Source organism: Gillisella vitis (genome assembly GCF_021559775.1).
GTDB classification, from domain to species: Bacteria; Pseudomonadota; Alphaproteobacteria; order Rhizobiales; family Rhizobiaceae; genus Allorhizobium; species Allorhizobium ampelinum.
In genome coordinates this window covers 270,367-293,986 of the sequence record NZ_CP056048.1, presented here as the reverse complement: position 1 = coordinate 293,986, position 23,620 = coordinate 270,367, and the positions used below count along the sequence as shown (strand labels likewise).

The following is a 23,620-nucleotide window of genomic DNA, read 5'->3' as shown; positions in this document are numbered from 1 at the left end:
CTGCCCCGGCCAGGCCGGAGCAGCGGCTCCCATTATGGCTTAACGCTCACGTCGTTGAACAGCAGCGACACCATGAAGCCCATCTTGAAGCCATCGACTTTCGATGTCGATGCCATCAGCCAGCCCCAACCAGGTGACAGCAGCGGGATCGCATAGGCATTCTCCATCAGATATTTTTCAATATCATGGATCTTGGCGACGCGAGCATCACCTGAAAGCTTGCGCTGCTCGTCCATCATGCCATCGAGGTCGGCATTGATGCCCATATTGACAAAACCCGGACGTTTCCAAAGGAAAGTGAGGTAGTCCGGATCGACACCCGACATGCCCATGGTCCAGACGGCAGGTTCGCCATCGGTACGTTCGTTAACGCCCTTCATATAGTCAAAATAAGCGGCCACTTCGCGGGTCTCGATCTCGGCCTGAACGCCGATGGCTGCCAGATCCTGTTGCATGATCTGGTGCATCTGGTCCCAGCCCGGCAGCTTGTGAACGAGAAGCTTCACCTTCAGCGGTTTTTCCGGCGTGTAGCCCGCCTTGGCCATCAAAGCCTTGGCGGCTTCGGGGTCATATTTGACGCCCCAGCTGGCGCAAAGCGCCTCATCGGTCGAGAACAGGTTCGGTGCCACAGGGCAATTGGCGGTGTTGACGAGGCCTTCAAAGGCAATCGACGCATAGGCGTCACGGTTCATTGCCATGCCGATCGCCTTGCGGATATCCGGGTTGTCGAGCGGCTTGATCTTCCAGGTGAAGGCGGCCAGCATTTGCTGGCCGGACAGCTCGGCTGCGTAGACCTTGAAATTGCTGTCGGCCTTCAGGTCGGCAGCTTCTTCCAGAGACGGTTCGACCATATCGACTTCGCCTGAGCGCAGGGCAGCCATTCTGGCCACAGCTTCCGGGATGACCTTGAAGGTCAGCTTGTCAATATGCGGCTTGCCGGGATTTTCGATCAGCGGGTTAACGTTCTGGTAATCGGCATTCGCCTCCAGCTGGATGCTGTCATTGCGGGTCCAGTTGACGAATTTGAACGGGCCGGTGCCAATCGGCTTGAATTCCTTGGCCGATGCCGAGGACGGGCAGATAAAACCCGCCTGGATGCTGGTCAGGAAGGATGTGAAGGGACCATAGGGTTCGGACAGAGTGACTTTCAGCACCTTGCCCTCGACGCTGCTTTTGGTAATTGGGCCCCAGGCCGAGAGGTTCGGATTAACGGTCGCAGGATCGAGCGCCCGGTCGAGGCTGGCCTTGGCCGCAGCGGCATCAAACGTGCTGCCATCGTGGCACTTGATGCCGTCGCGGATGGTGAAATCATAGGATTTGCCGTCCGGCGCCATCGTCCAGGCACTGGCCAGGCCCGGATGGACGGAACCATCCTTGGCCATCGTCAGCAATGTATCGAAGATCAGGTTGGTGATCTGCAAAGACTGTGTCGTGCTTGCCTTTTGCGGATCGAGTCCGTCGGCATCGACAGAGCGCGCAACAGTCAGATCAGCAGCACTGGCTGAAAACCCGGTGAGAGCTGCGGCAAGTGCGACCACGGCAACGGTGCTGCGGGCAAGCGGGGATTTGTCTGGTTTGTGGTTCATGCATCGTTCCCTTTGTTTTGTATTTTTATGCGTTTCAGTTTCATGCGACCGAAATCTGCGGTCGTCGATTGCTCCATGGACGAGCGGCCTCGAGCTGCGCGGCAAGTCTGAACAACAGACCTTCGCCAGTCGGTGCAGCCGCAAACTGAACGCCAATCGGCAGGCCTTCGTCGTTCCAGACGAGCGGCACCGACATGGCCGGTGATCCATTGACGTTGAAGATATGCGTATAAGGCATCCAAGACAGATAAAACGCATAGTGTCCGCGCATCGAGGTCGAAGCCGGAAAAGCCTCATGCGGAAGTGGGGGTTGAGCAAGCGTTGGCGACAGGAAGAGATCGAAGGTTTTAAACGTCGAGGAAACGGCTGAGGCCACGTCATGCAGGCGTGTCGTTGCGATATTGACGTCGACCGCGCTGATGCGATTTCCTGCCTCGATCATGTCCCACAGCATCTGCGGAAAATCACCCTGCGTCAGTTTGCGCCCGAGGACACCTTCCTCAAGACGCATGTCGGTTGCGTATTCGGCAAGAATATAGGTCTCAAAAGCATCCCAGCCGTCATCAGGCAAGTCGATATCGAAAGGCTCGCAATGATGACCTAGGCTTTCGAGCAGCGTGACGGTCTCGGCGACCGCGGCCTTGCAATCGGCATGGGTTTCTGCGCCATAGGGTGCCCTGGTCGAAACGCCAATTCTCAGCTTGCCCGGATCGCGTCCCACCTCGGCAGCGAATTGCCCCCCTGCGGGACTGTTGAAGAATTGCCCCCTATGCGGTCCGGCGGTCGCATCCAGAAGGGCGGCGCTGTCGCGGACGGAGCGGGTTAGTGCATGTTCCACCAGCATGCCCTGCCAGGTGCTTCCCGCAGGTGCAACCGGATTGCGGCCCCGGCTTGGCTTCATGCCGAAACATCCACAGACGGAGGATGGCACACGGATCGAACCGCCACCGTCATTGCCATGTCCCATCGGCACGATGCCCGCGGCAACCGCCGCTGCGGTGCCACCGCTGGACGTTCCCGCAGTGCGATCCGGATTCCATGGATTATTGGTGACGCCATGCGCCCGCGAACGGGTCGTCCAGTCCATGGCCAGCTCCGGCACAGCCGTCTTGGCAAAGGTGACAAGCCCGGCCTTCTTGAAGCGACGCACCAATTCGCTGTCTTGCTGCGGCGTAACAGAGGCGCGAGGCGGCCATCCAGCACCCGTTGGCTGTCCAGCATAATGCGCGGTGAGGTCCTTCAGAACGAAAGGGACGCCTTTGAACGGGCCATCCTTCAGCTCTTCCTTTATGAAGCGTCGAGCCTCGTCTTCGAATGTTGCGACAATGGCATTCAATGCAGGATTGGTCGCCGCTACGCCGGCAAGCGCGGTTTCCAGCAGTTCGGTTGGCTGAACGTCTCCCTTTCTAACAAGCTCTGCCAGCCCAGTCGCATCATAGGTTCGATATTCGCTTAACTGCAATTTTCCGGTCTCCAATGGCGAAGTTGCCTAAAAATACGGCCAGCACTTATTTTTGGCATGATCCCGAAGGGTGAGATGCTAAAATTTTCCAATCTCACCCTAAAGAGTGATAGGCTCAGCGAACTCAATGATTTTCAGGGGAGACCTGTGCAACGAACGCGCCTTTTAAACAGACGATCTGTGCCGCCCAGCGCTTCGACAGGCCTGATCGACCGTCCGCGCCTGACGCGCCTGTCGCAGCTTCTCAGCAAACACCGGCTGGCGCTCGTCCATGCCCCGGCTGGCTCCGGCAAGACCACGCTTCTGGCACAATGGCATCGGAGCCTGTCGGATGCCGGGTTTTCGACCGTCTGGTATTCGGCAAGCGAAGACGACAAAGATCCGTTAAATTTCGCCGAGGGCCTGCTCCAGGCACTTCAGCAATCGATCGCTGATAATCGCGATCATCTGCCCTCCCTTGATCGCGCCGACGCGCTACAACGCTTGACGGCTCTGCTCACCGATCAATCCATCCGCCAGCCACTGGCTTTGTTTATCGACGATTACCATCTGGCCGAAGGCGGCGATGGTGGTGAGGCGATCAATACGATCCTCGCCAGCCGCTTGCCGAGCCTGACCGTCGTGCTCGCCAGCCGCAACCGGCCTGCCATACCCGTTGGCCGGTACCGGGCCAATGGTGAGATGATCGACATTGCCGTAGAAGACCTGCATTTCAGCGCGGAGGAGACCGAGGCGTTTTTTCGCACCGCCTCCAATGTTGCCTTGACGGCAGACGAAAGCCGCCAGATGCACGACCATACCGAGGGTTGGGCAGTCGGCTTGCGGCTAGCGGCCCTGGTTACGGGGCGGGCGACGGGCAATTTCGTCGCCGCTGCGCCATCTGGAAGCCATCGCGCATTTGCCGACTATTTCCTGGAGGAAGTCATTGCCGGATTGCCTGCCGAGATTTGCGACTTCCTCGCCAAGACCTCCCTCTTGGAAACGCTGAATGCCGACCTCTGCAACGCCGTGACCGGTCGGCTTGACGGAGACCGAATGCTGGCCTTCCTGGAGCAAAGCCAATTGTTTGTCGTTGAGCTTCCGGGAACCCAGCGGTGGTACAAGTATCATCATCTGTTTCAGGAGTTTCTGCAAACCCGACTTTATGGCGATGATCGGCCTGCTGTCGAAGGCATTCACGCCCGCGCCGCGCAATGGTTCATCGACAATGGGTCGCCCGTCGATGCCGTCCGTCATGCCTTTCTCGCGCGCCAGTCCAAATGGGCGGCGGAGCTGATCGAAACCTATTGCCTGTACGACTATCTCAGCCATGGCCGTTTCGACACCTATTCCCGTTGGATGCAGCAACTGCCCCGGGATGCCCGCGAGGAAAGGCCGCTGCTGCTTTTCCTGCACGTGTGGCGATCCATCAACATGCGCCGCTTTCTGCAAGCCGAACAAACCCTTCAGACGATAGAGGCCGCGGCCAGCGACCCGAACAGTCCAGTATCCCTCATCGCGGCCCGAACGGGTCTCGATATCAGCGGACGGCTCCATCTCATGCGGGCGCTTATCGGTGCCTATGGCGGTGATTTCACAGTCGGAAGCTTTCACCTCTCTCAACTGGCCGGAAAAGAGCTTGACCGGCTGGCCTTCGGACAGGTCGATCTCGATTCCATTCACAGCTATTTCGCCTTCAATCTGGGCAAGCTGGATCTGGCGGAACGGCTGACATGGCGGGCAAACGGTGTCTATGACGACATGGCCTGCCATTGGGGCGGGATTCATTCCCGCTGCATTGCCGCCATGTCCTACCTCGCCCGTGCGCTGTTTCAGGAAGCCCGGCATGTGATTGTCGAAGCCCTGGCGATTGCCGAGCAGAATTTCGGGGAACACTCCTACATGGTCGCCCTGCCCTCGGCGCTTTTGGGACTGATTGCCTATGACGACAATGATCTTGAAAAGGCCGAGCGCCTGTGGCGGCGGGCGATCCCGGCGGAAAAGGCAACGGATGTTTCCGGGTTGTGCGAACGGATCCTGATTGCCACAACCGGTCTCGTGCGGCTTCTCGATATAACTGGCCGGGTCGAGGAGGCAACGGCACTTCTGGTTCGTGCCAGCAGGAGAGCCTATGAGGCGGAAGATTTTCGCCTCGAATTCCAGCTCGGTATAGAGCGGGCCGACCGGGCCTTTCGTCTCAACAGCCCCGCAGAGGGCCGCCGCGAATGGGAACGGCTGTCGCTGCAATTGCCCGAGGCGCGCAACAGGTTTCCCTCTTCCGCCTGGCAGATATGGGACCCATTTCGCATTGTCGAGGCCAGAATCCTGCGCAATGCCGGACAGATCGATGCGGCTGCGGAAAAACTTCGGACGCTTGCCGCAGGGGCGCGGCAGGAAGGCCGTATTCTGATGGCGCGACAGGCGGAAGCGCTCGCCAAGATCATTGCGCCCGCCCATAAGGCCGAGGAGACGCAGCCTGCGGATCTTGAGGATGACACCATGGCCACCCGGCGCATCTTACGTGATTTCATTTCACCCGTTGCCGCGTCTCCGAACCCCGGCGGAGTGCAAAGGCAGGAGGCCCGGCTCAGTCTGCGTGGCTCCCTCACCGAGTTGACGCAGCGGGAAGACGACGTGCTGCAATTGATGCGGTGGGGGCTTTCCAACAGCGAAATCGCCACCAGGCTCGATATCAATTTGAATACCGTGAAATCGCACGCCAAGAACATTTTTGCCAAGCTCGGTGTAAAAAGCCGAACCCAAGCCGTTCTGAAGACCCTCGAATAGTGGGTGAGATTGCCGCGAAGTGTCCTTTAGAAACTTTGCTCGCGACGGCTGCGTGGCGCATAAACAATGGCTCAAAAGCCAAAACGCTCCAGTTTCCAGGTCAGCAACTGGCATAGAAAATGCTTTTCATCAAGTTACTCACGGCCAAAGGAGTACGAGCATGTCGGAGCAGGCCTATGCAAATCTCGATATCCGTCTGATGCGCACGCTGCGCTTGCTGTTGACGGAATGCAGCGTATCGCGCACTGCCGATCTGCTGGGCCAGGCGCAGCCGACCGTCAGCCTTTCGCTGAAGCGGCTACGCGATATTTTCCAGGATCCGCTGCTGGTGCGGTCCGGCAGCGCGCTTGTGCCAACCGAGCGTGGACTGGCACTGCGCTCGGCGATGAATGACATTCTCGGTCGGATCGATACCCACCTGATCTCTCCGACTGCTTTTGATCCCGCCGTATCCGTTCGACATTTTCGCATTGTTGCCAGCAATTGTCTCGGCACCGTGTTCATGCCGCAATTGATCGGCGCGATCACCGATATGGCCCCCGGCATTTCCATCGACGCCTCGCCAATGCCATCCCAGGATGACCTGCTGTCGGGACTATCGGAGGGCCGGATCGATGCGGTGATCGGCAATTGGCCCCACCCGCCGGAGCACCTGCGCATCGCGCCAATGCTGAAGACCGATATCGTCTGCATGGTCAGATCCACGCACCGTTTTGCCCGCCGGGGCCGAGATCGCATCCGGCTTGATGAATATCTTGAGGAAAGCCATCTGTCACCGACGTCAGAGCGTGACGCGCAATTCAGCCCCATCGACGGACGATTGCGTGATCTCGGCGTCAAGCGGCATATCCGCGCCACGGTGCCGGAATATTCCATCGCGCCCTACGTGCTGGCCCGCTCTGACCTCGTCTTCACCACGGGCAAGCACTTCGCTGAACAGGTGGCGCAAACCTTTCCCTTCGCCGTCCTGGACGCTCCGGTGGAATTGGGGCAGATGCATTTCTATACGCTCTGGCACGACCGCAAACATCATGCGCCCGACCAGGCCTGGCTGCGCCGGATGATCAAACACGCCTCTGCCGAGATGCAAACGCTCGACCGCCCCGGCCCCTTGCCTCTTCCACCGATGCACCACATGCAGCCCAGTTGGCAGCCAAGCTGACACCCGCCCCATCAACAACAAAGGCAATAGACACTATAGCCTTTGCCTTATGGCCGTTTGGATCGAAAGTCCGCACACTATCCTCATCGCAACAAGAACCGGATGGGGCTCCATGAAACGGACAGGTATCACACGGCGTGACGTGCTGGCGGGAATGGCGGCGGGTGCTGCCGCAGGGGTGGTTTCAAACGCGGGCATCGCACGCGCTGCGGTCTCCGACATGGTCTGGGCCACCTGGGACTCCAACGGCCATCCCGAATATGTCGCCGCCTTCGAAAAGGAAACCGGCGTCAAGGTCAAGCTCTCCTATCTTTCCAGCGAGGACGCACAGTTTGCTGCGCTGAAAACCGGGGCCGCCGCCGATTGGGACATGATCAACCCGTCGCTGAACGGCAGCTGGCGCTATATCAAGGCCGGTCTGCTGAAAGAGTTGGACCTGTCGAAAATTCCCAATGCCAGCCTGATGTATGATGTGTTCAAATCCACGCCGAAGGTGATGGATGAGGCCGGCAAGACCTTTGCCATTCCCTATCTCTGGGGCCTGAATCCGATTGTCTACCGCAAGGACAAGTTCGACAAGGAGCCGGACTATACCACGCTCTTCGATGCGAAATATTCCGGCCAACTCGCCATGCGCGATTACGCGCTGGAATCCATCGCCATCGCCGGGCTGGTTGCCGGTGTGCCGCGTGACAAAGTGTTCGTCATGGAGGCCAAGGAACTGGCTGAGGCGAAGAAACTGCTGATTACCCAGAAGCCGCTGCTGCGCACCTACTGGCAGACCATCGGCGACCTCACCAATCTCTTTGCCACCGGCGAAGTCTCCTGCGCCTTCTCCTGGCGCGTACCCTATGACGAGCTACAGGCCAAGCTGCCAATGGGCATGGCCAAGCCGAAGGCTGGCGTGATGGGCTGGTGCGACTGCTTCGGCATGCCTGCCAATCTTTCACCGGAAAAGACCGAGATCGGCTATAAATTCATCAATTATCTGCTTGGACCGAGCTATTCCACCGATGTGGCCCGGATCGGCCATTACGCCACCACCTCCTCCGTCATCAGAGACAAGCTTTCGCATGAGGAACAGGCAACGATCTTCGTTGACGATATGGATGTGATGAAATCCTTCATGTGGCCGGTGGCGCCGCCCAATTATTCCGACTGGCTGAAAATCTGGAACGAAGTCAAGGCGAGCTGAAGCATGACGCAGGCATGGGATAAGACAGCAACGGACAAAAACGTCGGAACCGGTTTGCCGATGCTCTTGTCCGCAAGGGGCCTCGTCAAGTCCTATGGCCGCAACCGTGCGGTCGATGGCGTGGATCTGGACATTCCAGAACGCGCCTTCACCACCTTTCTCGGCCCCTCCGGCTGCGGCAAGACGACGATCCTGCGGATGATCGGCGGGTTTGAAACTCCCGATGCCGGGTCGCTGGTGCTCGACGGGCGCTCGCTCACCGGCGTGCCACCAGAGCGGCGACCAGTGAACACGGTGTTCCAGAATTATGCGCTGTTTCCGCATCTGACCGTGTTCGAGAATGTTGCCTTTTCGCTCACCCTGCGCCGTGGTGCGCAGGACCCGGCACCGCGTGTGAAACGGGCGCTGGACGCCGTTCACATGGGCGAATTCACCAGCCGCTATCCGCATCAGCTGTCCGGTGGCCAGCAGCAGCGGGTGGCAGTGGCCCGCGCCATCATTGCCGAGCCGCATCTGCTGCTGCTCGATGAGCCGCTTTCGGCATTGGATCGCAAGATGCGCGGGCATTTGCAGATCGAGCTGAAAGACCTGCAACGCCGCCTCGGCATTGCTTTCGTCTATGTCACCCATGACCAGGAAGAAGCCTTTGCGCTGTCGGATATCGTCGTGGTGATGAACAAGGGCAGGATCGCGCAGAAAGCCGATCCGGTGACGCTTTATGCGCGACCCGCCGACACGTTCGTGGCAGATTTCATCGGGTCAGCCAGCCTGGTGGAGGGTGAGGTCCTGGCGCTAGACACGGAGACGGCAACCATCGAGACGCCGCTTGGAACCATCACCGCTCCCGCCATCCATGGTCTTGCGAAAGGCGAACGCGCCGCCCTGGTGATCCGGCCTGAGCATTTACGGCTTGGCAGCGCGGGCGGTCACGGCCTTGTTCTTTCCGCGGAGGTTCGGCATGTCGTCTTCAAGGGCGACCGCTACCTGATCGAAGCGGATATTTCAGGCGTGACGGTACGGCTGATGGCAGACCGGCCAGCGGAACCGGGCTCGACAATAACGATGACGCTCGACACTGTTTCATGCTTCATCACGAGGCTAGCATCATGACGCTCGTTCTCAGCCGCGCCCATCTGGCCCTTCCCGTCTCACTGCTGCTGGTTCTGGGCTGTCTCTTGCCACTTCTATTGTTGGTGGCCTTCAGTCTCTTCACAGTGGATCTGGATGCTTTCGTCATGGTGCCGGATCTCTCCCTGCACAGCTGGGGCCAGATGATGTCCAATCCGGTCTTTGCCCTATTGATCGGCAAGGCGGTTCTATCCGGACTGATCACGGCATTTCTTGCGGCATTGGTCGGTTATCCCATCGCGCTTGCCATTTCCCGGCTGCCTATCGCCTGGAAGGGCATCGCCCAGATCGTATTGCTGACGCCGCTTTATACCGGCGAAATCGTCCGCATCTATGCCTGGCGGGTGGTTCTCGGCTCCGAAGGATTGGTCAATGCGGTGCTGAAATGGCTTGGTCTGGTCGATCAGCCGGTCAAGTTTCTGTTGTTTTCCCCCTTCACCACCCATCTCGTTCTTCTCTACAATTGCCTGCCCTTTATGGTGTTACCAATCTGGATTTCGGCGGAATTGATCGATCGACGGTTGATCGAAGCGGCCCGCGACCTCGGTGCCCGCCCGTTCGATGCCTTCACAAGGGTGATCTTTCCGCTGACGGTGCCGGGCCTTGCTGTCGGCCTGCTGGCGGTCTTTGCGCTCGCCGCCGGTGACATGCTGACACCAAGCATGCTGGGCGGCACCTCCGGCGCAACCCCGATGGCGATGATCGACAACCTGTTCGGCACCGCCTTCGACTGGCCGCTTGCCTCTGCCTTGGCGTTGAGCCTGTTGATCGCGCTGTTTGCAACGGCAAGCGCTATGGCCTGGCTCCTGCTGCGGCTGAAAGGCGCGCGGGCCGTCCTGCAGGGGGGCTTGAAATGAACCGGCGGATCACCCTGACTCTTGGCCTCGCTGTCGGCTTCTTCTATCTGCCGATCATCGTATTGGCGCTGTTTTCCTTCAATGCCTCCAGCCTGATGGCCTTTCCCTTAAGCGGCTTCACGCTTTCCTGGTACAAAGACCTGTTCGGCAATGCGACCTTTCTCAATGGCTTCCTGACCAGTTTCCTGATTTCCCAGCCGGTCGGCATCCTGGCGGCCTTGATCGGTCTGTGCGCGGCCCTGGCACTTGCCTCGCCCAGGCTGGCCTTTCGCCCGGTCTTTATCTTTCTGATTGTCCTGCCATTTCTGGTGCCGAAAACGGTGCTGTCAATTGCCCAGGCCATGCTGATGAACTGGATAGGACTGGGGCGCGGAGCAGCCGCTCTTATCGCTGCGCAAACCTTGATCGCCATCCCGTTTGCCACCACCATCATTGCCGCCACCGTCATCCGCCTCGACAAACGGCTGGAAGATGCCGCCCGCGATCTGGGGGCAACCCCTTGGCAGAGCTTTCGCCGGATCGTGCTGCCGCAGTTGAAGGGTGCCATCGGTGCTGCCTATTCCATTGGCGTTATTCTATCGCTGGCCGATCTGACCATCTCGATGTTTCTCGCCGGTCGCACGCAGCCGCTCTCGTTGATTATCGCCTCGCAATTCCGGCGCGAGCTGAAGCCCGACCTCAACGCCATGCAGGTCGTGGTGCTTTTGCTGACAGCCGTGATCGTCATTGTCAGCGAGCTTTATCGCCGCAACCGGCACAAACACAGTATTTCAGGACCCTCAGACCATGCTTGATCCTCTCCCCGATGCCGTGGCCGCACTTGCTCGTTTAAAGGACGCAGCGAGGGCCGATCTTGCCGCCCTCGCCTATCCGGCGGCTCCCTGGCTTGCGCCACTGCCCATCTCGGCCCTATCCGTCTGCGATGTCGCCATCGTTGGCGGGGGACAGTCGGCGATCACCATTGCAGCGGCGCTGAAATGGGATGGGGTCCAGCAGATCCGCCTGTTCGACAGCGCCCCGGCTGGCGCGGAAGGACCATGGACCACCTTTGCCCGAATGGAAGAATTGCGCACCCCCAAAACGGCGGTCGGCAACGAATTCAACGTCGCCAATCTCTCGGTGCGTCGCTGGTTCGAAACCCGCTATGGCATTGAGGCCTGGCAGACACTGGGCCGCATCCCCCGCACCGACTGGAAGGCCTATCTGGACTGGTATGCCGAGGTTTTCGACATTGCCATCACCAATGAGACCAGCGTTACGGACGTCTCCCCGGAAGGCGACCTGATGGCCGTCACCACTCTGCGGCAGGGCCATGTCGAGCGCCATCTGGCGCGGGCCGTGGTTCTGGCCACCGGCTTTGACGGTGCCGGTGCCTGGCGGGTGCCGCGTTTCATTTCCGACGCTTTGCCATCGCAGCGCTATGACCATACCAATGGACCGGTGGATTTTAAGCGTTTGAAGGGCAAGCGGATCGGCATTCTCGGTCACGGTGCCTCGGCCTTCGACAATGCCGTCACCGCGCTGAACAGCGGTGCTGCCTCGGTCGATCTCTGCTTTCGCCGGAAACAACTGCCCCGCACCAATCCGCACCGCGCGCTGGAAGCACCACCGCTTCTCAGTGGTTTCGGGGCGCTGTCCGACCATACCCGCTGGCAGATCGCCCGGTTTTTCCGCAGCACCGACCAGCCGCCACCGGTGCGCGCCTTTGAGACAGCAATGGCGCTACCGGGCTTTACCCTGCGCCCCGCCACACCGTGGCTGGAGGTTTTTGAAAAAGACGGCGCCGTGTCGGTAAAGACGCCCGATGGCGTGCTGGTCTTCGATCACCTGTTGCTGGCAACAGGCATGGATGTCGATCTCTCAACGCGCCCGGAACTGAAAACCCTGGCACCAAAGGTTGCGCTTTGGGGTGAACATTTCACGCCCTCAGCCGGAGAGGAGGACGCCCGGCTGTCGCAATTGCCCTATCTCGACCCCTATTACGCATTCCTGCCGAAGGTGCCGGAAGACGGCTGGGTCAGCCGGGTCTTTGCCTTCAACAGCGCGAGTTTCGTCAGCCATGGCCCGCATTCCACCTCAATCAGCGGCCATCGCTATGCCCTGCCAAGGGTGGTGCGCGGCATTGAGCGCCGGCTGCTGCTGGATCAGGAAAACGCAATCCTGCCGGGGCTGGAGGCTTATAGCTCGCAGGACCTGCCGGTCAGTGATGATTTCGAAGCTGTTATTGCTGCCCGAAATGCAGCACGGATGATGGAAAAAGCATCATGACTAGGTCTTTCTACTGGGTGGATCATTCAACCCAAACCTTTGCCGAGCGTGATCTCTCAAAAACGGTGGTGGTGCTTCCTATCGCCGCTGTCGAGCAGCACGGCCCGCATCTGCCCGTCGATGTCGATGCGGCCATCAACGCGGAGATCATCCGGCGCACGGTGGCGCGCTTGCAGCCGGACACCGACGTCCTGTTCCTGCCGCCCATGATGGTCGGGAAATCCGACGAGCACATCGCCTTCCCCGGCACGCTGGCGATCTCCGGCGAGACCCTGCGCCATGTGTGGCTGGATCTGGCCCGCAGCGTCAAGCGTGCGGGTGCGGCGAAATTGATCCTGTTCAATTCCCATGGCGGCCAGATGGCGCTGATGGACATAGTCTGCCGCGATATCCGTATCGAGCTTGGCATGTTGGCGGTTTCCTGTTCCTGGTTCCGCATCGCGCCGGTGGAGGATCTGTTCTCGCCCGCGGAAATAGACCACGGCATCCATGGCGGCGACATCGAAACCAGCATGATGCTGGCCATCGCGCCGGAGCGGGTGGCCATGGACAAAGCCGAGGATTTCGTCCCCCTGACGGTGGCAATTGAGAAATCCGGCAGCATGCTGACAGCAGAAGGTGCCGTGGGTTTCGGCTGGCAGGCGCAGGATCTTCATCCAGCGGGCGTCTGCGGCAATGCCAGCAATGCAACCGCACAGAAGGGCCAGATCGTGCTTGATCGCGCCGCCGATGGACTTGTCAGCCTGATTGCCGCGACACAGGCCTTCGATCTCTCGCAACTTGTAGCGCAGACGCGCTTTTCGAACCTGTGCTGAGCGAGGAGAATACCATGATGGCACCAGCCAAAGCGGCGGAGGTCGAAGCACTGCTCGCCGAAATGCCCGCCTGGGGATCGGAATTTACCGGTACTTTCGCCAACCACGCGCCGATGGTGCTCTGCGCCCTGGCCGAAATTGGCGGCACACCGGCCCAGATGCGCCGTTTTTTCGACCATTATAAGGGTATCAAAAAACTGCTGCCCTTCGGCCAGCCATCCACGCCGCTCGATGCAACAACATGGCGCTCCGTTCTCGGCCAACGGGAGCGGGAGCCGGATCTTCGGCTGTTTTTTTCCGCTGAAGTCTCCCGGCTCGGAATAGAGGCGGCGCTCAAGCACTATCTACCGGATCTGGCACCGGGCGTGGCGGCAAGCGCCTTTCACGCGCTGATGCGCACGGCTTATGGCGTGTTGCGCCAAAACGAAGGTGATATCGCCATTGCGCTTGCCTATTGGGCGGCGACCTATCTGGCGCTGCCGCCCGCGACCGGCGCAAGCCCTGTCACCGACGATCCCTCAGAGGTGCTACGTCGGGTCACACTGATCGCCCCCATGCACACGCTGACGCTTCATGATCTTCTGTGGCAGAACATGCGTGATGCCGCCGCCCTGCCGGATTTTGTTCCTGTTGTAGACTGGCTGGAAATTGGCCCCGATACGATGGAAAAGATGGCCGCTGTCGCCATCCGTCTTTTTGCGGCCACCCAGCATTTTGCCGCTTTGCATGTGGTCACGGGCATGCATTGGATACGCCTGCTCAGCCCCACTTGCGACCGGCAAACCCGCGACACCCTGCTGCGCGTGTTCTGGCAAGCGATTGCGGCGCTGATGCGCGAACTGGACTTTCCAACCCTGCCGCCGGAGGAGGAGATCTCGCGCTGGCGCGCGCTGGCCGCCCCGGATTGGCCAGAGATTTTTGCGGCGGCGGCGGCCAGCTATGACGAACATGATATCAGCCTTGCCTATTCGGCAGCACAGGAAATGACGATCTATGCAGACCCGCTCTATCGCGTTGCCGCGGCGCGGCGTCTCGGCCTGATTGGAGACTATCGGATATGACGCGGGCCATTGCGATGCCGGACAATCCCGGCGCAGATTGCATCATCGAGGCCGGCACCGTGCTGACCGGCATTGGCACGGATGGCAAAATGACCATGCGCCACGATGTCGGCATCCGCGTCGAGAAGGGCATGATCGCCCAGATCGGTCCGATGGAAGCGGTCGGCTATGGCAACGACCACCTGCCACGCTTTGGCTCGCGCCGGATGATCGCCATGCCGGGCCTGGTCAACGCGCATCACCATTTCGGTGTGACACCGCTGATGCAGGGCGTGCCTTTCGCGCCGCTGGAACTGTGGCTGCCGCAATTTCGCGCCATGCGCCGGATCGACCAGCGGCTGGATACGCTTTATTCGGCCATCGAAATGCTGGAAAGCGGCACGACCACCGTACAACACATCCATAGCGGCTTTTCCGGCACGCCGGACAGCTGGATGCAGACGGCAGAAGCAACAATCTCGGCCTATGGCGAAATCGGCATGCGGCTCGGCTATTGCTTCATGATCCGCGACCGCAATATTCTGTCCTACGAGCCGGATGCGGATATCTTAAGCCGCCTGCCCGCCAAACTGCGCGACTGGATTGCGCCGCAACTGGCCGCTGCCGATATTCCGGTTCCCCGGCTGATGGAATTCTACACCGATCTGCGCGCCCGTTTCATGAAGGGTAGCCCACAGCATATCCGCATGAATCTTGCGCCAGCCAATCTGCACTGGTGCAGCGATAATGCCTTGCAGACGATTTTCGAGACGGCCAAGGCGGCAGGTGGAAATGTCCACATGCACCTTCTCGAAACCGAGCGGCAGGCGGAATTTGCCCGGCGCACCTATGGCCGCAGCGCGGTTCAGCATCTGCAAAAACTGCAATGCCTTGACGCCAATGTAACGCTTGGCCACGGCAACTGGATGAATGGCGAGGATCTCGACATCATCGCCTCCTGCGGCTGCACAATCTGCCACAATGCCTCTTCCGGCCTCAGGCTCGGCAGCGGGATTGCGCCCGTCAACGAGATGCGGCGGCGTGGCATTCCAGTGGCCCTCGGCATCGACCAGTCGAATATTGCCGACGACCGCGACATGACACTGGAAATGAAACTGGTCTGGGCGCTGCACCGGGAAACCGGCCTTTGGAACGACAGACCGGATGCGGGTGCCGTGTTGCAAATGGCCAGCGAACATGGTGCGGCCTCCGCCGGGTTCGGTGGATTTACGGGACGTCTGGAGCCTGGCTGGCAGGCCGATATCGTGCTGATGGACAAGGACCGCATCGCCCGCCCGGCTATCAATTCACGAACGCCGCCCGTGGAAGCCCTGCTGCATCGCGGTGGGCGTCACGCCATAGAACAGGTTTTCGTCGGCGGGCGGCTGGTGGTGGATGGCGGTCGCGTGACAACTGTTGACCGCGATGCTGTCATGGCGGAAATCGAGGCTATTCTATCACACCCGGAAACGGATGCGGAACGGTATGCCTGGCAGGCGGTAGAAACCCTGCTGCCGCATCTCGAATCCAGCCTGCAACAGTTGGGCCTTGGGGCTGGTTATCGTCGTTACCGCTACAATTCAATGTCGGATCAGTAAACCGGCACGTAATCGCGTCCGCTATCGACAGACGCAGGGCGGCCTTCCAGAAACAATTCTCCAATGCGGGGTGCGGTGCGGGAAATTACCTTACCGCCCTTGACCACAAACAGGCGTGATGGCTTGAGACGCAGCGCCTCAAATACGTCTGCCGCCTGCAATACGATGAGATCAGCCTTGCAGCCAACCTCCAGACCATAGCCGTCGAGACCCATGGTTTTTGCTGAATTGACGGTGAGCGCGTCAAAAATCTGTCTCTTGTCGTCCAGCCCGCCCATTTGTGCAACGTGGATGGCCATGTGACCAACCTCCAGCATGTCGGCCGATCCCATTGAATACCATGGATCCATGGTGCAATCCTGACCAAAGGAGACGTTCAGCCCTGCCGCCATCAGTTCGCGGACCCGCGTCATGCCACGACGTTTCGGATAGGTGTCGTGGCGGCCTTGGAGCATGATGTTGATCAGCGGGTTGGGGATGACGTTGATCCGGGCTTCCGCCATCAGCGGAATGAGCTTGGAGACGTAATAATTATCCATGGAATGCATGGAGGTGAGATGCGAACCTGCCACCCGGCCTTGCAGCCCATGGCGAATGGTTTCCGCCACCAGCGTCTCGATATGGCGTGACATCGGATCGTCGGTCTCGTCGCAATGGATATCGACCGGCAGGCCCCGCTCGGCAGCAATGCGGCAGAGAGCCTCCAGCGAGAGCCTTCCCTCCTCCATTGTCCGCTCGAAATGCGGGATGCCGCCAACGATGTCGATACCCATATCCAGCGCCCGGTTGAGCGAGGAAACGCCGCCTTCAGCGCGGTAATAGCCGTCTTGCGGGAAGGCCACGAGCTGCAATTGAATATAGGGTGCCACCCGTTCGCGCACCTCAATTAAGGCTTCTGCTGTGACCAGTCTTGGATCCGACGTATCAACATGGCTGCGGATAAACAGAAGGCCTTGGGAGACGGCGAGATCGCAGTAGCGGAGCGCGCGCTCAACCAACGCCTCCTTGGTCAACAGCGGTCGCAGCTCGCCCCAGAGCGCGATACCTTCCAGCAATGTGCCCGATACATTCATGCGCGGCATGCCCAGCGACAGCGTTGCATCCATGTGAAAATGCGGATCGCAAAAGGGGGGGCTGGCGAGGCGGCCCGTTGCATCAATTTCCTCGCCGCACACAGCATCCAGCCGCTTTTCGATGGCGGTGATCTTTCCGCCAGAGAGGCCAATATCGAAACCCTGGCGGCCATCTGGCAGGTTGGCATTGCGGATGATGAGATCGAACATGGTGAGTTTCCTTGGTTCAGCGCTCGCCGCGCCGATAGGGTTGCATCAGCGCCTGCGGCACGCGGGCGCGGCGCGCCATCACCGCAAGGGCGGCGATGGACAGGATGTAGGGGGTCATCAGAAATAGTTGGTAGGGCACGGCCCCACCGAGCGCCGTTTGCAGGCGCAGTTGAAAGCCATCGAAAAACGCAAAAAGCAGCGCACCCAGCAGCGCCCGGCCCGGTCGCCATGAGGAAAACACCACGAGTGCAATGCAGATCCAGCCGCGCCCTTGCACCATGGTGGGGAAAAAGCTGTTGAACGCCGACAATGTCAGAAAAGCGCCTGCCATGCCCATCAAGGCCGAGCCAGCAATCACGGCACCATAGCGCACCGCCATTGGATTGATTCCTTGCGCTTCCGCTGCATGGGGATTTTCACCTGTCATGCGGATGGCAAGGCCAAGCGGCGTGCGAAAGATGACATAGGCCAAAATGACCGCCAGCAGAATGGCGAGATAGGTTGGCGGTGTCTGCACGAAAAAGGCAGGCCCGACAAAGGGCAGATCGCTGAGACCCGGAATCGCAATCGGCTTGAACGGAACGATGGTTGGCGGAGTTCCCGCGACTGGAACTGCCAGGCGGAAGGTGTAATAGCTGAAACTGGAGGCAAACAGCGTGATTCCGAGGCCACAGACATGCTGGGATAGCCCGAGGGTCACGGTCAAAAGCGCATGTAATGCACCAAAAACACCGCCCGCCAGTGCCGCGATCAGCAGGCCAGTCCACAGATCAGCGCCGTGATAGACCGATAACCAGCCGATCATGGCACCGAACGTCATGATGCCTTCGATGCCGAGATTGAGCACACCCGCGCGCTCGCACAGCAGCGCGCCGAGCGTGCCGAAAATCAAGGGCGTCGCAATCCTGAGGACGGCAGCCCACAGGCCGGTTGAAGCAAGGATGTCCATCATAGCGCTCATCGGACAATCCTGTATTGGGTGAAAAACAGCGCGACCAGCATGGTCAGCAGCGATAGAGCCACCGTCACATCCGCAATATAGCTCGGAATGCCCATGGCGCGGCTCATGCCGTCGGCTCCGACGAACATGGTGGCGGTAAACAGTGCCGCCAGCACAACGCCCAGCGGATTGAGATTGGCCAGCATGGCCACCACAATGCCGGAATAGCCATAACCGGGAGAGAGATCCGTGGTCACATAGCCCTTGACGCCCATGACTTCCACAGCACCTGCAAGCCCGGCAAGACCCCCGGAAATGCAGGCAACCGTGACCAGCGTGCGGCCAAGCGGCACGCCTGCAAAAACGGCCCCTGCCGGGTTAAGGCCAGCCGCTCGTGAGCGAATGCCAAACACCGTGCGCTGTTGGACAAAATGCAGCACGAGCGCCAGCACCACCGCAATGACAAGGCCCAAATGCAGGCGTGAGCGCGCCAACAGTTTTGGCAGCATGGCAGCGTCAGCCACCGATTGCGATTGCGGCCAACCGAAAGCCATCGGGTCTTTCAACACGGTATCAATCAGCATTGAGACAAACAGCACCGCAACGAAATTCAGCAGCAAGGTCGTCACCACTTCGTCCACGGAAAAGCGCAGGCGCAGCCAAAGCGGCACGAGCAACAAAACCATGCCCGCGAGCGCACCGAGGATCAGCAGGGCGGGAATCTGGACGACTGGGGCAAAATCACCCAAAAGATGCGAACTTGCCGCCGCAACGGTGATGGCACCGAGATAAAGCTGGCCCTCGGCCCCGATATTCCACAGGCGCGCCCGAAACGCCACTGCCGCAGAAAGACCTGTCAGCATCAAAGGCGTCGCGCGGGTGAGCGTTTCCGTGGTCGAAAGCCGTGAGCCGAAAGCACCGATCAGAATCCGCCAGTAGGCTTCCACAACCGGCGCACCTGCAATCGCAATAAGAATGCCTGAGATCGCCAGCGCGGCGACAATGGCCATGATCGGCGTGGCGATGACCAGCACAAGAGGTCGATGTTCGCGTCGCTCAAACCGCATGGGACACCTCCGCCTGCCATTCGCCAGCCATTATCAGGCCGAGTTTGCGGGCATTGGCATCTTCGGCATTGATCGGCGGCGACAGCCTGCCACCAACAATGGCTTGAATGCGGTCGGCAAGCGCCATAACTTCGTCTAGATCCTCGGAAATCAGCAGCACAGCAGTTCCAGCCCGGCGGGCCTCGAGAATGCGCTCGTGCACGGCGGCCACGGCCCCTTCATCCAGACCCCGCGCGGGTTGGGCGGCCAGAAGAATACGGGGGCGATTGATGAGGTTGCGACCCAGAATGAGTTTTTGCATATTGCCGCCGGACAGCAGACGGATGCGGCTGGCGGGTGTGCCGCCGCGCACATCGAATTGCTCGATGATGGTGCGCGCAAATTCCATGCCTGCCTTGCGGTTGACTAGGCCGTGCTGTGAAAAGGCCGGGAGCCGCTCAAGAATGGCATTTTCCCAAATTGCCATCTCGCCGATCACGCCTTCCTTGTTGCGGTCTTCGGGGATGCGACCGATGCCTGCCGTTACGACATCTGCCACCGACAGGTTCTCCACCGGGGTGCCAAACAACAGAAGGTCGCCAGCCGTATGCGGCATGGTGCCGGAGAGCACTTGCGCTAGAACGCCCTGACCATTGCCCGAAACACCAATGATGCCGAGAACCTCGCCAGCCCGCAGCCGGAAATCGATTGCCTTCAGTACGTCAACGCCGTCTTTGCGGACGGTCAGGTGTGCTGCTTCCAGAACAATATCACCCGGAGTGGAGGCGTCACGTACAGGTCGGGTCACAGTGCGTCCCACCATTAGCTCGGCAAGCTCTGCCTTGCTGGTCTCCGCTGCCTTGCGCTCCGCCACCCGCCGTCCACCGCGCAGCACCACGATCCGGTCGGCGGCAGACATGACCTCATCGAGTTTGTGAGAAATGAAAATCAGCGAAAGGCCCTGTGCCGCCATATCCTTCAAGGTCGTAAACAGCATTTCTGCTTCAACTTGAGTGAGAACAGCGGTCGGTTCATCCAGCACCAGAATGCGGGCATCATTGTAGAGCGCTTTGAGAATTTCGACCCGCTGCTGTTCGCCCACCGAGAGATCGCCGAGGCGGGCATCGGGATCAACTTTCAGGCCAAAGCGGCTGGAAATGGCCATGAGCTTTTCCCGTGCCTGCGCACGCCGCGACCGCAGGGACCATAGGCTCTCAGTGCCCGTTGTGACGTTTTCCAGAACGGTTAGGTTTGGGGCCAGCGAAAAGTGCTGATGCACCATGCCGATACCTGCCCGAATGGCGGCGCGTGGCTTGCCCGGCGGCAACTCTTTGCCCTCAACCAGAACCTTGCCGGAATCTGGCACATAATGGCCAAACAGGATGCTCATCAGGGTGGTTTTCCCGGCCCCGTTTTCCCCCAGCAGCGCCAGAATTTCGCCCTTCGCCAGTGATAGCGAAATATCATCATTGGCGAGATTGCTGCCAAACCGTTTGCTGACACCCAGAATGTCCAGCACGGGCACGGTCATGGCGTGAATCCAGCAATCGGGAATCTCTGCTGGAACCGTTGGTCACTCTCAAGGCGGGCGGCCAGTTGCAAAAGCAGCGGCTCACTGCCCATCGGGGCCAGCATTTGCACCGGCAGCGGCAAGCCGGAAGCATCGCTTCCATAGGGCAGCGTGATGGCTGGGCATCCTGATGCATTGGCAAGGGCTGCGAGCGGTGCAAAGCGGGCCATGCGGTCGAAATGCAGATCGGTATCGCGATGATCGCTGGGGAAAGAGCCAATCGGCAAGGGTGCTGATGATAGCATCGGGCACAACAGACAATCGACATCGTCAAACAGCCGCCAGAGGTCGCGGCTGACAAGCACCATGGCGTTAAGGCTGCGCCACAGATGGGCGGCGGGCAGTGCCAGTCCGCGCTCAATGGTCGCCTGCGTCAGTGTTTCCGTCTTGGATGCATCAAGGTTGAATTTCGAAAACGTCTCGGCAAGATTGGCGCAAACGATATTGACAAAGGCATCATTGCTTGCCGCCGCTGGCTGGGCGATTTGTGAAAAGGCAATGGGCACGAGCTGATGACCATCGGCTTCCAATGCCCGCCCTGCCTCATCAATGGCCACCAAGCGGTCACTGTCGGTGGCATATTGATCGCCCGTGTCGGTGAGAATGCCGATGCGCAAGCGGCCAGCCTTTGGCGGCGTGGGTGAAAATGGCGGGAATGGACCTTCCACATTGCCACTGAGCACAGAAAAGCTGGTTGCGGTGTCGCGCACGGATCGGGAAACGACCAGCTCGCTGGCAATGCCGCCCAAATGATTGCCAAAGCTGGGGCCAGAGGGCATGGCCCCTCGGCTGGGTTTCAGGCCAACAAGGCCGCAGCAGGCGGCGGGCACGCGGATGGAGCCGCCCGCATCGGTGGCATGGGCAATGGCCACAATGCCAGCAGCAACAGCGGCCGCAGCACCACCGGAAGACCCGCCAGCTGTGCGGGCCCGATCCAGCGGATTACGGCAGATAGGACCAATATGCGGCTCGCTTGCCAGCGAAAGGCCGAATTCCGGGCTGGTGGTCAGGCCGAAAACGCAAAAGCCTTCGCTGCGGAAACGCTCCGCCAGATCGGAATCAACCAGCCCGCCACGGCGCGCCATGAGCCTTGATCCCGCCACCACCGGAAAACCGGCAAACGGCCCACCCAGATCCTTGGCAAGCGTTGGTACACCCCCAAAGGCCATTGCAGAGCGCGGCTTGGCGTCCAGCGGCAGGGCATCAAGTGCCCTCGCCGCTTCAAGGCCTTTTTCCGCATCCATATAGGCAATGGTACCCAGATCGTTGAGCGTCTCAGCGGCGGAAATTGAGGCCTGCATTGCCTCGGTGGCAGACAAGCGACCGTGTGCGATCGCTTGGGCCAGAGCAGTAGCATCAGCTTGCATGGTTGGCTTACTTTGGCTCGGTCATGATCTTTGGCACTTCAAACGTTCCCGCCTTGATCTCGGCGCGCTTGGCTTCCATGGCCGCTTCGGCATCAGCAGGTGCCACACCCTTGACGAAAACAATATCGCTGCCGCCTTCCTTCATCAGGCCATAGGCGGTGTAATCGCGCCCGGTGGGTTTGCCTGCTGCAACATCGGCCAGAGCCGCATTGAGGATCGGGCGGAAATTCCACAACGCGTTGGCAAACACCGTATTGGGATAACGAGGGGTGTAATCGATCAACGAGCCAACGGATTTGATGCCGCGTTCCTTGGCCGCATCTGCCGTGCCAATGCGTTCGCCAAACAGGATGTCTGCGCCTGCATCAATCTGGGCAAGGCCCGCTTCGCGTGCTTTTGGCGGATCGAAGAACGTGCCGATGAAGGTCACAAGATGCTTGGCATTGGGGTTAACGGCTTTTACGCCTGCGCCAAAGGCATTGATCAGCATGTTGACTTCCGGGATCGGCATGGCACCAACAGAGCCGACGATGTTGGATTTGGTCATCTTGCCAGCCAGCATCCCGGCCAGATAGGCACCATCGAAATTCCAGGTGCCGAAAACCCCGAAATTATCGCCAGACAGCTTGCCGCTGGAGCCCATGACAAAGGCCGTCTGTGGATAATCGGCGGCCACTTCGCGTGCCTGCTTTTCGACGGGGAAGGTTTCGCCAATGATCAATTTGGCATTCTGCTCGGCATATTCGCGCATTGCGCGCGGATAATCGGTGCCGGATACACCTTCGGAAAACACGTATTCAATAACGCCTTCCTTGGCGGCATCCTGTAAAGCTTTGTGCAGGACTGAATTCCAGGCATTTTCCACCGGCGAACCATGAATGCCCGCCACCTTAATCGGCGCTGCCGCCCGCAAGGATGGCGCAAAAGCGCTGACACCCAAAGCCATGCCCGACGCCAGAACGGACCGACGCGACATCAAAAACTGCTTACCCATTCTGAACCCCTTTTTTTACCATTTGGTAGAAATTGTTAAGGGTGGCCTAAAAATGTGTCAAGCACGTTGAGCGATTATAAAATAAGCAGATTCGTAGCTCTGCAACCGGACAGATATACTGCGCAAGACGACAGGACAACGAAACTTCAGCCAGAGACTTGGGCAATAATTCTAACTTCCGCCGGGAAGAAAGCCTTCTGGCCGCATCAATGTCATTATCATTTGGAGCATAGCCCAACTTTGCCATCATCAAGGTGAAGGAAGACGACGCCTCCCCCTTCCAATGCAAGGCTCAACTGGGCTGCGGTGGCACGATGGAGATCGTGACGACAGTTTTCGTAATCTTTAATGGTGCTACGTGAGACACCCGCTCGCTCGGCAAGGTCCTGTTGCGTCCAATCCAGAAGGCCGCGTGCCGCGCGACACAGCGCTGGTGTTAAAAACTTGGACTCGTTTCCTTGACCCATCGCCAAGTATCACCCATATTGATTGATATCCATCATATAGCGCAATAAAGCGCGGGTCGCTAGATGCCAATCCATT

The 23,620-nt window shown here is 59.5% G+C and carries 19 protein-coding genes; 10 read left to right on the top strand and 9 right to left on the bottom strand.

The features are described from left to right. Window positions 1-32: 32 nt before the first annotated feature. Complete coding sequence (locus AVCG78_RS18530) at window positions 33-1,586, bottom strand: ABC transporter substrate-binding protein (protein WP_071206862.1); 1,554 nt, start codon at window positions 1,584-1,586, stop codon at window positions 33-35. A 40-nt stretch (window positions 1,587-1,626) separates the two neighbouring features. Beyond that, window positions 1,627-3,048: an amidase gene (locus AVCG78_RS18525; protein ID WP_156582597.1), complete on the bottom strand. Its 1,422-nt coding sequence runs from the start codon at window positions 3,046-3,048 to the stop codon at window positions 1,627-1,629. 180 nt (window positions 3,049-3,228) lie between these two features. Here AVCG78_RS18525 and AVCG78_RS18520 point away from each other — a divergent pair, with 180 nt between their 5' ends. From AVCG78_RS18520 to AVCG78_RS18475, 10 genes are all read left to right on the top strand, one after another. Then, window positions 3,229-5,814: a LuxR C-terminal-related transcriptional regulator gene (locus tag AVCG78_RS18520; RefSeq protein ID WP_071584486.1), complete on the top strand. Its 2,586-nt coding sequence runs from the start codon at window positions 3,229-3,231 to the stop codon at window positions 5,812-5,814. Window positions 5,815-5,974: 160 nt separating this feature from the next. After that, window positions 5,975-6,976, top strand: coding sequence for a LysR substrate-binding domain-containing protein (locus AVCG78_RS18515; protein ID WP_071206865.1), 1,002 nt, complete (start codon window positions 5,975-5,977; stop codon window positions 6,974-6,976). Window positions 6,977-7,088: 112 nt separating this feature from the next. Further along, window positions 7,089-8,171 (top strand): extracellular solute-binding protein, encoded by a 1,083-nt coding sequence (locus AVCG78_RS18510; RefSeq protein ID WP_012653678.1) that lies wholly within the window; start codon window positions 7,089-7,091, stop codon window positions 8,169-8,171. Between the two features lie 3 nt (window positions 8,172-8,174). Continuing rightward, complete coding sequence (locus AVCG78_RS18505; RefSeq protein WP_071206866.1) at window positions 8,175-9,281, top strand: ABC transporter ATP-binding protein; 1,107 nt, start codon at window positions 8,175-8,177, stop codon at window positions 9,279-9,281. Continuing rightward, window positions 9,278-10,156 carry an ABC transporter permease gene (locus AVCG78_RS18500; protein ID WP_071206867.1) on the top strand — a complete coding sequence of 293 codons (879 nt, stop codon included), beginning with the start codon at window positions 9,278-9,280 and terminating at the stop codon, window positions 10,154-10,156. The genes AVCG78_RS18505 and AVCG78_RS18500 overlap by 4 nt, the downstream gene beginning before the upstream one ends. Further along, window positions 10,153-10,950: an ABC transporter permease gene (locus AVCG78_RS18495; RefSeq protein WP_071206868.1), complete on the top strand. Its 798-nt coding sequence runs from the start codon at window positions 10,153-10,155 to the stop codon at window positions 10,948-10,950. The genes AVCG78_RS18500 and AVCG78_RS18495 overlap by 4 nt, the downstream gene beginning before the upstream one ends. Then, window positions 10,943-12,424: a SidA/IucD/PvdA family monooxygenase gene (locus AVCG78_RS18490; RefSeq protein ID WP_071206869.1), complete on the top strand. Its 1,482-nt coding sequence runs from the start codon at window positions 10,943-10,945 to the stop codon at window positions 12,422-12,424. Before AVCG78_RS18495 ends, AVCG78_RS18490 begins: the two co-directional genes overlap by 8 nt. After that, window positions 12,421-13,239 (top strand): creatininase family protein, encoded by an 819-nt coding sequence (locus tag AVCG78_RS18485; RefSeq protein WP_071206870.1) that lies wholly within the window; start codon window positions 12,421-12,423, stop codon window positions 13,237-13,239. The genes AVCG78_RS18490 and AVCG78_RS18485 overlap by 4 nt, the downstream gene beginning before the upstream one ends. Window positions 13,240-13,253: 14 nt before the next feature. After that, window positions 13,254-14,300: a questin oxidase family protein gene (locus AVCG78_RS18480; protein WP_081355268.1), complete on the top strand. Its 1,047-nt coding sequence runs from the start codon at window positions 13,254-13,256 to the stop codon at window positions 14,298-14,300. Then, the gene (locus tag AVCG78_RS18475; RefSeq protein WP_081363381.1) at window positions 14,297-15,877 is read left to right on the top strand and encodes an amidohydrolase family protein; all 1,581 of its coding nucleotides are present in this window, start codon (window positions 14,297-14,299) and stop codon (window positions 15,875-15,877) included. Before AVCG78_RS18480 ends, AVCG78_RS18475 begins: the two co-directional genes overlap by 4 nt. On the opposite strand, the gene AVCG78_RS18470 is transcribed toward AVCG78_RS18475, so the two are convergent. The 7 genes from AVCG78_RS18470 to AVCG78_RS18440 all read right to left on the bottom strand — a co-directional run bounded on the left by AVCG78_RS18470 (window position 15,871) and on the right by AVCG78_RS18440 (window position 23,544). Continuing rightward, window positions 15,871-17,160: an amidohydrolase family protein gene (locus tag AVCG78_RS18470; protein WP_071206871.1), complete on the bottom strand. Its 1,290-nt coding sequence runs from the start codon at window positions 17,158-17,160 to the stop codon at window positions 15,871-15,873. The two genes, AVCG78_RS18475 and AVCG78_RS18470, sit on opposite strands and share 7 nt — an antisense overlap. 16 nt (window positions 17,161-17,176) lie before the next feature. Beyond that, the gene (locus tag AVCG78_RS18465) at window positions 17,177-18,121 is read right to left on the bottom strand and encodes an ABC transporter permease (protein WP_071206872.1); all 945 of its coding nucleotides are present in this window, start codon (window positions 18,119-18,121) and stop codon (window positions 17,177-17,179) included. Next, entirely contained in the window at window positions 18,118-19,167 is a 1,050-nt protein-coding gene (locus AVCG78_RS18460) for an ABC transporter permease (RefSeq protein ID WP_071206873.1), read from the bottom strand. Before AVCG78_RS18460 ends, AVCG78_RS18465 begins: the two co-directional genes overlap by 4 nt. After that, window positions 19,157-20,677, bottom strand: a complete 1,521-nt coding sequence (locus AVCG78_RS18455) for an ABC transporter ATP-binding protein (RefSeq protein ID WP_071206874.1) — start codon at window positions 20,675-20,677, stop codon at window positions 19,157-19,159. The genes AVCG78_RS18460 and AVCG78_RS18455 overlap by 11 nt, the downstream gene beginning before the upstream one ends. Further along, a complete protein-coding gene (locus tag AVCG78_RS18450) occupies window positions 20,674-22,083 on the bottom strand; it encodes an amidase (RefSeq protein WP_071206875.1) in 1,410 nt (469 codons plus the stop codon). Before AVCG78_RS18450 ends, AVCG78_RS18455 begins: the two co-directional genes overlap by 4 nt. A gap of 7 nt (window positions 22,084-22,090) precedes the next feature. Continuing rightward, window positions 22,091-23,077: a BMP family protein gene (locus tag AVCG78_RS18445; RefSeq protein ID WP_071206876.1), complete on the bottom strand. Its 987-nt coding sequence runs from the start codon at window positions 23,075-23,077 to the stop codon at window positions 22,091-22,093. Window positions 23,078-23,295: 218 nt separating this feature from the next. Then, window positions 23,296-23,544 carry a helix-turn-helix transcriptional regulator gene (locus tag AVCG78_RS18440; RefSeq protein ID WP_041698457.1) on the bottom strand — a complete coding sequence of 83 codons (249 nt, stop codon included), beginning with the start codon at window positions 23,542-23,544 and terminating at the stop codon, window positions 23,296-23,298. Between the last annotated feature and the right edge of the window lie 76 nt (window positions 23,545-23,620).